Origin of the sequence: Pelatocladus sp. BLCC-F211 (genome assembly GCF_041928655.1) — a bacterium.
GTDB lineage: Bacteria > Cyanobacteriota > Cyanobacteriia > Cyanobacteriales > Nostocaceae > Pelatocladus.
The window spans coordinates 179,003-192,135 of sequence record NZ_JBHFLM010000201.1 but is presented as its reverse complement, the minus strand read 5'-3'; the positions used below and the strand labels follow the sequence as shown (position 1 = coordinate 192,135).

The window sequence follows — 13,133 nt, the reverse complement described above, 5'->3', positions numbered from 1 at the left end:
ATCAAGGCTTTGTTGGGTTTCGCTTGCACTCAACCCAACCTACATTTCTTCTTAACTGAACCGTATTGGACTATAATGTTGGGTTTCGCTGTCGCTACACCCAACCTACAAAACTACAGTTCTCAAAGTAGACGTGGTTTATCGCCATTTTTTGTAATAACACTAAAAATTGTACCCGATCGAGGACTAGGCATATTTATGTAATTCAGACTATCGTAGCTTTAGTCGTTGATTTCATGTATTTAGGTTTATTTGCACTCACCTACTAACATAATCAGCAATCCTTTATTGATTAATCTTAAAGGACTACTTTAGTATGGCAATAAGTTCTAGCTCTAACACTGTCCGGACTTCTACCTATTGGATTCAGATCGCTTTTTTCTCAGTAGTTGTGCTTTTTAATATCTGCTTAAATCTTCAAGTCTTAACTGTTGGATTAGCATATTTTTACGATCCTGAATGGTGGAAGGTTCATGTTTGGTTGGTGCGTGGTTACAGTGGATTGACACTACTCCTGTTAGGATTGGTGTTTTTGAGTCCATTTCCTAAACGAGTGCGAGGTCTGACGATAAGTATGCCAGTACTTCTTGCACTACAGTTTATTACAATTCATTTAAATCCGCCTTTACCTTTACCTTTATCTTTGAGCGTATTACACCCATTAATTGGGTTCAGCCTGTTTTCTGCTTCCACAACTTTAGTTCATCGCACGCAGCACTTCATATTTCCTAAACCAGATGATGAAAGCGATGTTAATTTGACCAAATTTTAGATTTTAGAAAATGGAATTTGAAGATTCAAAATCCAAAATCCAAAATCGCGTCAAATTTCTTGCCTAACTTGAAAGTAGTGTTAAACAGCCAAAAACTATGAATTGCAATGTAATAGCCATTGGTTACGGTAATGAGTTGCGTAGTGATGATGGGATTGGACAACGGGTAGCCAAAGCGTTGCACTTCTCAAATGTAAAATCTATTGCTGTCCACCAACTCACCCCCGAACTTGCTGAAGCTTTAGCAAATACTGATTTAGTAGTTTTTATTGATGCTTGCTTAATGTCTGAAAGTTCTCAGGTGCAAATAGAATCGCTTTCACCTGCATCTTTCAACGTCATCGCCGGACATACAGCCGATCCGCGATCGCTTCTTGCTTTGACTCAAGCTCTTTATGGTTATTGTCCCCAAGCTTGGTGGATAAAAGTGCCAGGAGTAAACTTTGAATTAGGCGATCGCTTATCACCAATTGCTGAAACTGGAGTGGCGATCGCTTTACAACAAATTACCCAAATTGTTGAATCTAATACGATGTGTGTAAGTCCAATGAGTTTCTCAACAAAAAACCATCCCTTTGATTAAAGCCTGCTTGCTCAAATAGCAAGCAGGTAATTTTTATAGATATTTTGTTCTACTTTAGTTGTTTGTAAGCAGCTAAAATAATTTCTTCTGTTTCCTTCCAACCAATACAGCCATCTGTCACAGAAACACCATATTTTAATTGCTGTTCTTTACTAGAAATCACTTGATTACCTTCATATAAATTGGATTCTAGCATCATGCCAACTATTGACGTATTACCATCAACTATTTGTTGAATAACATTTTCAAAAACAAAGCCTTGTAATTTATAATCTTTATTTGAATTACCGTGACTACAATCGATAACAATTCTTGGTGATAACTTTGCTCCTTTTAATTTTTCTTCCACTTGTTTGACACTGGCTACATCATAATTTGGTTTACCATTACCACCTCGTAAAATAACGTGACCGTAGGCATTTCCTCTAGTTTTAAATATGCTTACCTGTCCCATTTGATTAATTCCTAAAAAATGATGAGGTTTTTTAGCTGATTGAAGAGCATTCAAAGCCACATTAATATTACCATCGACACCGTTTTTGAAGCCTACAGGCATTGAAAGCCCACTCGCCATCTCACGATGAGTTTGGGATTCAGTCGTGCGCGCTCCAATTGCAGACCACGTAATCAGTTCGCTAATATATTGAGGTACTATAGGATCGAGTGCTTCTGTACCTACGGGTAATCCCAATTCAGCTATTTTTAGCAATAAGCTGCGTGCCATTAATAAACCTTTTTCTATATGAAAAGAATCATCCATATCAGGATCGTTAATTAATCCTTTCCATCCCACTGTTGTTCTTGGTTTTTCAAAATATACTCTCATCACAAGCAAGAGCTTATCTTGAACTTGTTCAGCTAGATTTTTGAGTTTATAGGAATATTCAATTGCTACTTTTGTGTCATGGATGGAACATGGACCAACTACTATGAATTTTCTCCTATCTTTAAAATCTAAAATGTTTTCTATTTCCTGTCTATATTTTATAATTTTTTCTTGAACCAAGTTTGTTAAAGGTAATTTTGATTTTAACTCAGTTGGAGTTAATAAAGGGTGATAGCTTTCAATGTGAGTATTAAATAATTTGTCTTGCATAGTAAATAGCACACTGTCATTGTGTAGAACTTAGAATATTATAAGTCAAAATTAGTAAGTTCTTGTTTTTTTGAATTTTATAATTCTTATATGTATAGATTTAGCAATTTTAAAAATATGCTTAATACATAGCTAATATTTGATTTCAGAAAATAAAAATCAAGTTATATTTATTATTTATATTTTTAAATTCTACCTATATTTTTATAATTTTGATTAAACCAAATAGTTTTCACATTCACTAAAAATTGACTTTCATATATATTTCATATATAAGAATTAGCACGAAAAGTTAATAATTCTCAAGCTGTTCTCAAATAAGTGTTATCTGGTTGAGTTATCAGCTTTTTTTGAATCAAAAACTTTATAACTTTCCGTTGTTATTTATGTGTGATCCCTGCAAACTCTGAAGTAGATTAGATTGGCAGGAAAACTTGATGCGATCGCATATTTATTGACTTTACTGACGATTGTAAATATTGGGATAAACCAGATCATTTGTGAACAATTCGCGATCGCATCCTCAAAAGTACTCAGCATCTTGTTAAACTACTAAATCTCCATTTTCAAATTTTACATCAAGGTTGAGATAACAATACAGTTCGATGAAGGGGGAAAAAGTAAAGACGTTTCCCTGTCCCTGTAACCCTTACCCTTTAACCTGATCACTATTGATTGCACAGTGTTCTCTGTAATTTCTTTGAGCGAATTTTTGCATAGGAGATAGATTTTACCAATCTCACACAATGGAAAATACCGATGCTTTTTGAAAAGTGTGTAAGTAAAAATAGCATTTATCAACCTATATCTAGTTAATTTTGTAACCAAGCTTCTACACACAATGACTATTAACTCTTTTGGATCTCAAAACTTAGAACTAGCTATTATTCGTCATCTTCTGATTGTTAGTCCTACAACTCTTGTGACTGATGTAGTTACACTGATGAGTCAAATTCGAGACCACTGTCATTTAAAATTTACTGAATCCGAGTACTCTGGGTATCTCTCGTCAGAGGTAAACACTATAACACCCATGATGAGAACAAGTTGTGTTCTTGTGATGGCTGATTCACATCTGATAGGTATCTTAACAGAGCGAGACTTGGTAAAATTAGCAGCCCAAGGAAAAAGTATACAAGACATCAGTGTTGCTCAAGTCATGACCAAACAGTTGGTGACACTGAAAATAGGAGAGTTTAAAGATATTTTCACCGCTCTGAATTTACTACGGCAACACAATATTTGCCATTTGCCCATTTTAGGAGAACAAGAAGAATTAATTGGGCTAGTCACTGCTGCGAGTCTGGGTAGTATTTTACACTCTAGAGATTTGCTCAAAATCAGGCGAGTGGGTGAGGTCATGAATACTCAAGTAGTCCACGCTACTCCAGATATTTCAGTTATGGATGTGGCTTGTTTAATGTGGCAATATCAAGTCAACTGCGTGGTGATCGCAGAGCAATCACAAGACGAGCAAATTATTCCCCTTGGTATTATTACTGAGTATGATCTTGTCCAGTTCCAAGCATTAGAGTTAGATTTTACACAAACTCAGGTACGGTCTATTATAAGTAGTCCGTTATTTTCTCTACGTCGTGAAGATTCGCTATCGTCAGCTAATGAGCGAATGCAAAGTTTGCGAGTGCGCCAATTAGTTGTGGTTGGGAATCAGGGAGAATTGTTAGGAATCTTAAGCCAAACCAACATACTGCAAGTATTAGATCCAATGGAATTCTATGAGGTGGTGGAGTTATTACAACACCAGATTTCTCAACAACAAACAGAAATGGTTGAGGTGTTAGCAGATCGCAGACAATTAGAAGAGCAGCTACAGCAGCGAATCAGAGAACTCAAAGCGCGAGCAAAACGAGAACAATTAATTACATCTATAGCTCTGCGTATCCGTGAATCTCTGGATCTCGACACTGCACTGATGACAGTGGCTGAAGATGTGCGGTATGTACTTAAAGCTGATCGAGTGCTAGTATATCAATTTACACCAGAAATGGACGGTAAGATTCTCGCAGAATCTGTCAGTCATGGTTGGACTACTACTTTGGGTAGTGAAATCAAAAATATCTCATGGAGTGGTGTAGAAGACATATTTTTTTACGGTAAAAAACAAGCGATCGCCAACATCTATGAGCTACATTTGACAGATAGTCAGTTGCAAATCCTAGAGCAATTGCAAGTCAAAGCTTGTCTAATTGTTCCCATTCTTATTTCTAACCAATTGTGGGGATTATTAATTGCTCATCAATGCTCAACTTTCCGCCACTGGAAAGAAGATGAAGTAAATCTGCTGGATAAAATTGCCATTCAACTAGCAGTTGCGATTAAACAAGTAGAACTCTACAATCAAGCAAGAATTCAACTTGCAGAGCGTCATAAAATCGAAGCTCAATTGCGATTGGAACGTAACTTTATTTCTACTGTTTTAAATGTCGCAGGCGCTTTAATTTTAGTATTAGACTACCAAGGTAGAATTGTTAAATTTAATCATGCTTGTGAACAAACAACAGGTTACAATTATGATTTTGTACAAGGTAAATGTATCTGGGATTTTCTGCTAATTCCTGAAGAAATAGAACCTGTAAAAGCAGCTTTTCAAAATCTGAAGCAAAGAGGAATTCGCAATCAGCAGGAAAATTATTGGCTGACTAAATATGGTGATCTTCGCTTAATTTCATGGTCAAACAATGTCCTGCTAAATCGTGACGAGCAAGTTGAGTATATAGTTTGTACTGGTATTGATATTACTGAAAGTCGGAAAGCAGAAGAAGAACTTCGCCACACTCGGAACTTTCTGCAATCTATGATTGATAATTTGCCAGTAGCAGTATTTGTCAAAGATGCTAGACCAGAAAAATTTGGGAAATTTCAACTATTAAATAAAGCCTGTGAACACATTTTTGGTTTAACGGGAGAACATGCAATTGGTAAAACCGATTATGACTTTTTCCCAAAAGAGCAAGCAGAATTTTTCTTGCAAAAAGATGTCGAAACTATTTCTCATGGCCTACCTCAAGATATTCCAGAAGAACCAATAGATAGCTATAAATTGGGGAGAAGAATTTTGCATACGACAAAAGTTCCTTTGTATGACAAGTATGGTCAACCCGAATATCTGTTGTGTATTTCTGAAGACATTACAGAGCGCAAAGAAGCAGAGGAAAAGTTGCGACAAGCAAAAGAGCAACTGCAAACTGTTTTGGATGCAGTACCTGGTTTTGTTTCTTGGGTAAGTAGCGATGGGCGCTATTTAGGAGTTAACAAACATCTAGCTGAAAGTTTTAATTTGATCCCTGATGCTTTTGTTGGTCAAGAATTGGGCTTTATGCAAAAAAGTCAGCATTTTACACAATTTATGTATGGCTTTTTAGCTAATCAAGATGTAGCTGCATCTAGCGTTATTGATTCCCAATTTGGGGATATAAAGCGCAGTTATTTACTTATTGCTCAAAAATATCAACAAAACAGTGCTGCTGTAACTATAGGAATTGATATTACAGAACATAAGGAAACAGAAATCGCCTTGGCTGAGTCTGAAGCTATGCTGCGCTCTGTCTTGGATAGTACCCCCAGTTTTGTATCGATGGTTAATCGTGAGAGGAAAATTTTGTTTGTCAATCAAACAATACCTGATCTATCGGTTGAGGAGGTGATTGGGACAAATATTGATTATTATGTGTTTTCAGAAGACTCTCACATTCAAAGTTCTGCTTTAGAACGTGTCTTTGAGCGGGGGGAAGTTGTCAGTTATGAAACCCGTGGTGTCAACACAGATGGGAGTTTTATATACAATTATTCTCAAGCAGGTCCGATTTGGCGTGATGGACAAGTAACAGCAGCTGTGATTGTTACTAATGATATTAGCGATCGCAAACAAGCTGAAGCCGCACTTAGAGAAAGCGAACAGAAATTCCGCCTATTTACAGAAAATATTAGGAGTACATTTTGGATTGCTGATCTTAGAGGAGATTCTAGCCAAATTGTCTATGTCAGTCCCGCTTTTGAAGAAATTTGGGGACGTTCGACTGAAGAAGCTTATGCTTCATCTGATATCTTCTTAAAAGCAATTCATCCTGCTGACCGCCAGCGCTTCATTGCAGATAGACCTAAAAGAATGCAGAGTGAATATAGTGAAGAATATCGGATCATCAGACCAGATGGAGCAATACGCTGGATTCACAGTCGCGCCTTTCCCGTCAAGAATCAGAAAGCAGAAGTATATCGCATAACTGGTATTGCTGAGGATATTACGGAGCGTAAGCAAGCTGAAATCGCTTTGCAAAACTTGATAGAAAGCACAGCTTCCACTACTGGACAAGATTTTTTTCCAGCTTTAGTGCAGTATATATCCTCTGCTTTGGATGTCCGCCACGCTTGTGTCAGTGAGCTAATTAATGAGCAACTCCACACTTTGGGATTTTGGTGTGATGGACAGTTAAAGCCCAATATTTTTTATGATTCAACATCTCAACCTTGGGATATTGTGCTAAAGCAAGGAGTTTACTACTGTTGTTGCGGAGTTCAGCAACTCTTCCCTGGTGTTGAAGCATTCGCTCTTATGCAAGCCGATAGTTTTATGGGAGTGACTTTAAGCAATAATTTTGGTGAACCGATTGGTACACTCTGGATTATAGATAAAAAACCCATAATTGATCCTGATAAATTTGAGGGAATTCTAAAAGTATTTGCAGCCAGAGCTGCTGCTGAACTGCAACGACAACGAGCGCAAGAAGCTTTGCAACAACTCAATCGGGAGTTAGAAACCAGAGTTGAAGAACGCACTCTAGAACTGCAAAAAAGTGAAGCCGAACTTAAACGTCAATTTGCAGCAGTAGAAGCGGTTAATTTCATTACTCAGCGTATTCGAGAATCTCTTGATCTACAAGCAATTCTCAATGTTGCAGTCGCTGAAATCCACAAGTTACTTAAAGTTGACCGGGTACTAATTTATCATATCCTCGCAGATGATACGGGAAATGTAATTGCTGAAGCTTTGACACCAGGATACAAAAGCATACTTGAACAATCTTTTCCCGTTGAATGTTTTCCGACTACATGTTATCTGCGTTATGCACAAGGTGAGATTTACGCTCTTGGCGATCGCGAAGAGCATCAACAACCTAGCTGTCTGATACAGTTTATGGCAGATATGCAGATTCGAGCCAAGCTAGTTATTCCCATTGTTCAACAGGGTGTGTTGTGGGGTTTGTTGATTGCTCATCAGTGTTCACACCACAGAGAGTGGAAGACAGGAGAAATTGAACTTTTGCAACAGCTAGCAAATCAGCTAGCGATCGCCACAAAACAATCAGGACTTTACGCACAGTTGCAAGTAGAACTAAGCGATCGCAAACAAGCGGAAACAGAATTACGCCAGGTCAAAGAAAGGCTGGAATTTTTGATTTCTTCAAGTCCGGCGGTAATTTTCACCGCTAAACCATTAACAAGAAACTACTATCCCACCTATATTAGTGAAAACGTAATTAATTTGGTTGGTTATTCCGCAGAAGAATTTTTATCTGACCCTGATTTTTGGCTGAATCATCTTCATCCCGAAGATGCTTCGCAAATTGTGGAGAATTTACCTCAACTTATACAAAGGGGACATCATACTCAAGAATACCGTTGGCTGCATCGCGATGGAGAATATCGCTGGATGTTTGATGAGTTAAAGCTTGTACGAGATCAGCATGGTAATCCTCTAGAGATCATTGGTTTATGGATGGAAATTAGCGATCGTAAAAAAGCAGAGGAAGACATTCGTAAAGCTTTAGAAAAAGAAAAAGAACTTAGTGACTTGAAATCTCGTTTTGTTGCTATGACATCCCACGAGTTCCGAACTCCTCTGGCTGTGATCTCCTCCTCTGCGGGAATTCTTAAGAGTTTTAGCCATAAGTTGGATAACGAGCAACAGCAGAAACACCTCCAATGCATTCAAACCTATGTGCAACACACTACCCGACTTTTAGATGACATTTTGCTAATTAATAAGGCTGAGGCTGGAAAATTAGCATTTGAGCCAACTGATATTGATCTCAATGATTTTTGTGGGTCTTTAGTAGAGGAACTACAATTGAGTTCTCCCAATCATACCCTAACCTTCTTTGCTCAATACTTGGGTAGTTCATCAGCAGGTAATAATTTCACGGCTCATCTAGACAAGAAACTTTTGCGACAAATGCTGAGTAATTTGCTTTCTAACGCTGTCAAATACTCACCAGATGGAAGTAATGTTCAAATTGATTTATTGATTCAAGACAAAAGTACAGTTTTTCTGATTACAGATGAAGGGATTGGTATTTCAAAACAAGAGCAGCAGAATTTATTTGAGTCATTCTACCGAGCTAGCAACGTTGGTAATATACCAGGTACAGGACTAGGGTTGACAATTGTCAAAAAATGTGTTGAGCTTCAAGGAGGACAAATTAGCGTCGTTAGTGATATTGGAGCAGGTACAACATTCAGGGTAGAACTTCCACTGTTTACAATGATGGGAGCAGAAAGCCCATGAGGAACAGTCGCATAGCGACGTATTCCCTCCTTTAGGCATGGGATGAATGCGTTGCACCTTTAGGTGCAGTCAAAGTCATGTATAATTAAATTAGCGGTAAAGCGCACATAAAAAGACGAGGATACATCAGCCCGAAGCCTAGAATTGCAATTGCTTTTAATACTTTAAATACAATCGTTCTTGGAGTTTTTATGTCTTTTTCTTTCAACCAGGGTATTCTCGTCACTATCATCTGTGAAACCGTATTACAGGAGCGCCTGGTACAGCTACTAAAAACATTAGGTGCCTCCGGCTACACAATTATTCCGGCAGGAGGCATGGGTAGTCAGGGTAAACGCATGGGAGATGTTGCTGGCTACAACACCAACATTGAAGTTAAAACTATCGTGACACCAGAGGTATCCGATCAATTGCTTGAACAACTGAAGCAGTTTCAAGGAAATCACGCTTTGATTGCCTTCCGGCAAAATGTAGAAGGCTTGTTTGATTAGATACTCAAGCAGTTCTATGATGGATTGTGTTCTGTAAATCATCGCTGATCAAAATGTCATGATGTCTGGGCATTATTCGCGATGTTTTATTTATTCCTATAGATCAAATTCTTCCGCTTCTTCTTGTTCTTTCTGCAAGTTGTAAATTGCTGTCTCTATAATATCTTCCAGTTCTTCTGACATCTCATCATCATGGAGTTTATCAGACTCATAGGATTTGAATCTACCAGTGCGTTCTAACCAGTCGTAAAGAGATTCATTTTGTGCGGTCAAGAGAATCTGTGCTCGCTGGTTCCGGGGTTCCTCGTGGAGTGCAGGGTTGTTGTAGCGCGTAACCATCTTTGTTCACCTCTTGAAACTTGATTCTACCTTATCCCTATCTCAGACTACTTATTTTCTTCTAGCCCATCGTATCTATTGGGGTCTTTCTTTTGCTTGTTAGTCCCATCAGATTGCTTTTTCAATTTTTTGGAATAGTTCGTTTGGCTGATTCATTGCTGGCTCCTATGCCAATACTAGGACGAAAACACTCATGATTCTGTGTTAGCTAGATATTAGACATCTCCAGAAATTAAATATGCGTTATCTAGAATCCTTGTAGAGACGTAGCAGTGCTACGTCTCTATTGTTACGCCTAGTTCACAGCAAATGCAATCAGCACTGTTACAGCAACGAACAGGATAGCTCCGATCCCTAAGAATATGTAACGCCGTTGCTGTTTTGCTGAGGGATACTCTGCCAAGGACATATCAGGCTGAATTGCGTAGTTGTTGATGATTCCCTCATCATCTACGGTGTAGCCAGTTACAAAAGGCATATCAAGCAATTGGCTGTTATTATGACGAGTATTCGCTTGTACCTCAGCGGGTATGAGCTCACTACCATCACTTGTATGATGCGCTACTACCTTATTTTCTAAGGTGATGGTAGGTGTGGCTGTATTTTCTTTTTGTTGTTTCATATTCATAGTATAACATTTTTTCAGCAATTCTCATTGTGAGAATGATTATTATCATGATGCGGAACTATACAAAATTTTCGTTTAGTATTATTTTCTACTCTTGAGGAATTCAAACCAGAAAATATTAAGTACTCCAGCAGCTAAACAAATTACCAAATCAATTGGATGCAAAAACGAGAAGCGGAACAACTGCCGTAGAAATGGGACATATAGCACCAACCACAAAAACACCAGTCCGCCACCAATCACCCACCAAAAAGCTGTATTTGGTGATTTGAGTGTTGCTAAATTTATACGAGTCGAAGCGCGATCGCTAACTATTAAACCCAGGTTGGCAAGTATCAGCGTGGTAAAAGTTAAAGCACGAGCATCCAATTCTCCTTGTCCACGGTAAAGAGAAATTAGGAAAATAATCAGAATAATCGCCAATATTCCTATTCCCTGGAGTACAGCTACACCCAAATTGCTTCTGCCAAATATCGGTTCTTGAGGATTACGAGGTGGACGGTTCATCACATTTTTTTCTGCGGGTTCTGCCTCCAAAACTACGGAGCAAGCGGGGTCAATGATCAAATGCAGAAAGGCAACGTGAACAGGTAGCATCACTAACGGTAGTTTGAATAACACTGGAATCAATGACATGCCGGCAATGGGGACGTGGATCGCAAGTAAGTAAGCCATTGCTTTTCTCAGGTTGTCGAAAATTCTTCGTCCCATTTGGATAGCTTGGACAATTGATGAAAAGTCATCATCCAGTAACACTAACGCTGCTGACTCTCGTGCTACATCTGTACCTCGTCCACCCATGGCAATACCGATGTGAGCAGATTTCAACGCCGGAGCATCATTCACTCCATCACCTGTCATGGCGACAATTTCACCATTAGCTTTGAGGGCGTTAACTATACGCAGTTTTTGTTCTGGTACTACTCGCGCAAAAATATTTACACTTGGGATGCGTCTTTGCAATTCAGTATCATTCATCCTATCTACTTCTGACCCCGTAATTATCTCCCCCCATTGCATAAGTCCAATTTTGCGGGCAATATTTTGGGCAGTACCAGGGTAATCACCTGTAATCATTACAACTCTGATATCAGCGTTGTAGCACTCTTGAATCGCCTGGGGTACTGTTGGGCGTACTGGGTCAGCTAGTCCCACCAATCCCAGAAATTCAAACGCAAAATCGTGCTGTCCATCAGGTAAACAGTCAAGATTGAGGATGGGATGGGGAGGAAGATCAGGAGGTGGAGGTTCTGTCAGCGAAGCTTTAGCAACACCAAGGACTCGTAAACCCTCGTTAGCCATCTGGCTGATTTGAGCCGTTAGTAACTGCATTTGTTCGGAACTGAAATGGCATAAGTCTGCGATCGCTTCCGGTGCGCCTTTCGCGGCAATTACACAGTTATCGCCATCCTGTGTCTGCCACACGTGGGACATTGCTAGTAAATGAGGTGATAAAGGATACTCCCGCAGCAGTGTCCAGTCATTATGTAGATGTTCGGTGTCAGCAAGAAATTGTTCGCCCAATTGCTTAAAGGCTTTTTCCATCGGGTCAAAAGGGTCTTTTTGACTCGCGAGAATGCTAAATTCAACCAATTGATGAACGTTTTCTGGTAATGGTTCTCGCTCGTGGAGGTTTAAATCGTATGTAGAGGCGGGAAATTTCGCGCCTGTGTTCCAAGGACATAACTGTTGCACAGACATTTGATTGAGGGTCAACGTACCTGTCTTGTCAACACATAAGACTGTAGTGCTTCCGAGTGTTTCCACTGCTCCTACGCGACGGGTTAAAACTTGTTTTTGGGAAATTCGCCATGCACCTAAAGCCAGAAAAATGGTGATGACAACGGGAAATTCATTTGGTAAAATTGCCATTGCCAGCGTGATTCCAGCCAAAAATCCTTTGAGCCAGTCACCCCTGGTTAGCCCATAAACAATTACCACTACCGCACACAGAGATAAACCGATGACCGCTAAATTGCGAACCAAGCGATTCATTTCTTTTTGCAGTGCGGTTGGTTCTGGTTCTAATCTTTGTAAAGCTCTGCCTATTTTACCAATTTCTGTGCGGCTACCAGTAGCTTCCACTTGGGCAATTCCCTGACCTTGAACTACCAATGTACCAGAGTAAACAAACGGCAAGTTATCACCACCGGGAGAAGGAAGAGCAAAAGGGGAAGACTTTTCTTTACTCTCCCACTCTTGTTTCCTGACAGGTAGAGATTCTCCTGTTAATAGAGACTCGTCAACACAGAGGTTTGTGCAAGCAAGAAGTATGGCATCAGCTGGGATGCGATCGCCTTCTGCCAATACCACAATATCTCCACGCACTACTTCCCTACCTGCAATTCGCTTTTGCTGTCCGTCTCTAATTACTAAAGCACGAGGGCTAGAAAGGTCTTGTAGTGCCTCTAATGCCCGTTCTGTTTTAGTTTCTTGGTAAATACTGATACCCATAATCAAGAAGACAAAACCAAGTAGTATCAGGGCTTCTTGCATATCACCCAATACTGTATAAATTCCGCCACAGGCAACGAGTAGCAAAAAGATAGGGTCTTGGATAACTTCCCAGGCAATTCCCCAGACACTCTGCTGTTTACTAGATGGTAATTCGTTAAATCCCTCACGTTTCAGCCTAATTTTTGCTTGTAATTCAGGCAGTCCAGCAATAGCATTGAGATTAAGCTGATGAAACATAATCAAA

10 protein-coding genes are annotated in these 13,133 nt (G+C 39.3%); 6 read left to right on the top strand and 4 right to left on the bottom strand.

The features are described from left to right. From ACE1AT_RS24755 to ACE1AT_RS24745, 3 genes are all read left to right on the top strand, one after another. Positions 1 to 204 (top strand): hypothetical protein (locus ACE1AT_RS24755; protein WP_374873231.1); only part of this gene is annotated, 204 nt, incomplete at its 5' end. A gap of 112 nt (positions 205 to 316) precedes the next feature. After that, entirely contained in the window at positions 317 to 772 is a 456-nt protein-coding gene (locus tag ACE1AT_RS24750; RefSeq protein ID WP_374873229.1) for a DUF6220 domain-containing protein, read from the top strand. 97 nt (positions 773 to 869) lie between these two features. Then, positions 870 to 1,355: a hydrogenase maturation protease gene (locus ACE1AT_RS24745; protein ID WP_374873227.1), complete on the top strand. Its 486-nt coding sequence runs from the start codon at positions 870 to 872 to the stop codon at positions 1,353 to 1,355. Positions 1,356 to 1,404: 49 nt separating this feature from the next. Here the strand turns inward: ACE1AT_RS24745 and ACE1AT_RS24740 are convergent, their stop codons facing one another. Next, positions 1,405 to 2,451 carry a 3-deoxy-7-phosphoheptulonate synthase gene (locus tag ACE1AT_RS24740; protein ID WP_374873225.1) on the bottom strand — a complete coding sequence of 349 codons (1,047 nt, stop codon included), beginning with the start codon at positions 2,449 to 2,451 and terminating at the stop codon, positions 1,405 to 1,407. A 421-nt stretch (positions 2,452 to 2,872) separates the two neighbouring features. Between ACE1AT_RS24740 and ACE1AT_RS24735 the strand changes: the two genes are divergently transcribed. From ACE1AT_RS24735 to ACE1AT_RS24725, 3 genes are all read left to right on the top strand, one after another. Then, a complete protein-coding gene (locus tag ACE1AT_RS24735) occupies positions 2,873 to 3,007 on the top strand; it encodes a hypothetical protein (RefSeq protein WP_374873223.1) in 135 nt (44 codons plus the stop codon). A 285-nt stretch (positions 3,008 to 3,292) separates the two neighbouring features. Further along, positions 3,293 to 8,974, top strand: a complete 5,682-nt coding sequence (locus ACE1AT_RS24730) for a PAS domain S-box protein (RefSeq protein WP_374873221.1) — start codon at positions 3,293 to 3,295, stop codon at positions 8,972 to 8,974. A 191-nt stretch (positions 8,975 to 9,165) separates the two neighbouring features. Continuing rightward, positions 9,166 to 9,465 (top strand): DUF3240 family protein, encoded by a 300-nt coding sequence (locus tag ACE1AT_RS24725; RefSeq protein ID WP_374873219.1) that lies wholly within the window; start codon positions 9,166 to 9,168, stop codon positions 9,463 to 9,465. 96 nt (positions 9,466 to 9,561) lie between these two features. Here ACE1AT_RS24725 and ACE1AT_RS24720 read toward each other — a convergent pair whose 3' ends face one another. From ACE1AT_RS24720 to ACE1AT_RS24710, 3 genes are all read right to left on the bottom strand, one after another. Then, a complete protein-coding gene (locus ACE1AT_RS24720; RefSeq protein ID WP_374873217.1) occupies positions 9,562 to 9,804 on the bottom strand; it encodes a DUF3134 family protein in 243 nt (80 codons plus the stop codon). Positions 9,805 to 10,099: 295 nt separating this feature from the next. Next, positions 10,100 to 10,432 (bottom strand): photosystem II assembly protein Psb34, encoded by a 333-nt coding sequence (gene psb34, locus ACE1AT_RS24715; protein ID WP_374873215.1) that lies wholly within the window; start codon positions 10,430 to 10,432, stop codon positions 10,100 to 10,102. Between the two features lie 81 nt (positions 10,433 to 10,513). Continuing rightward, complete coding sequence (locus ACE1AT_RS24710; RefSeq protein WP_374873213.1) at positions 10,514 to 13,126, bottom strand: cation-translocating P-type ATPase; 2,613 nt, start codon at positions 13,124 to 13,126, stop codon at positions 10,514 to 10,516. Positions 13,127 to 13,133 lie beyond the last annotated feature (7 nt).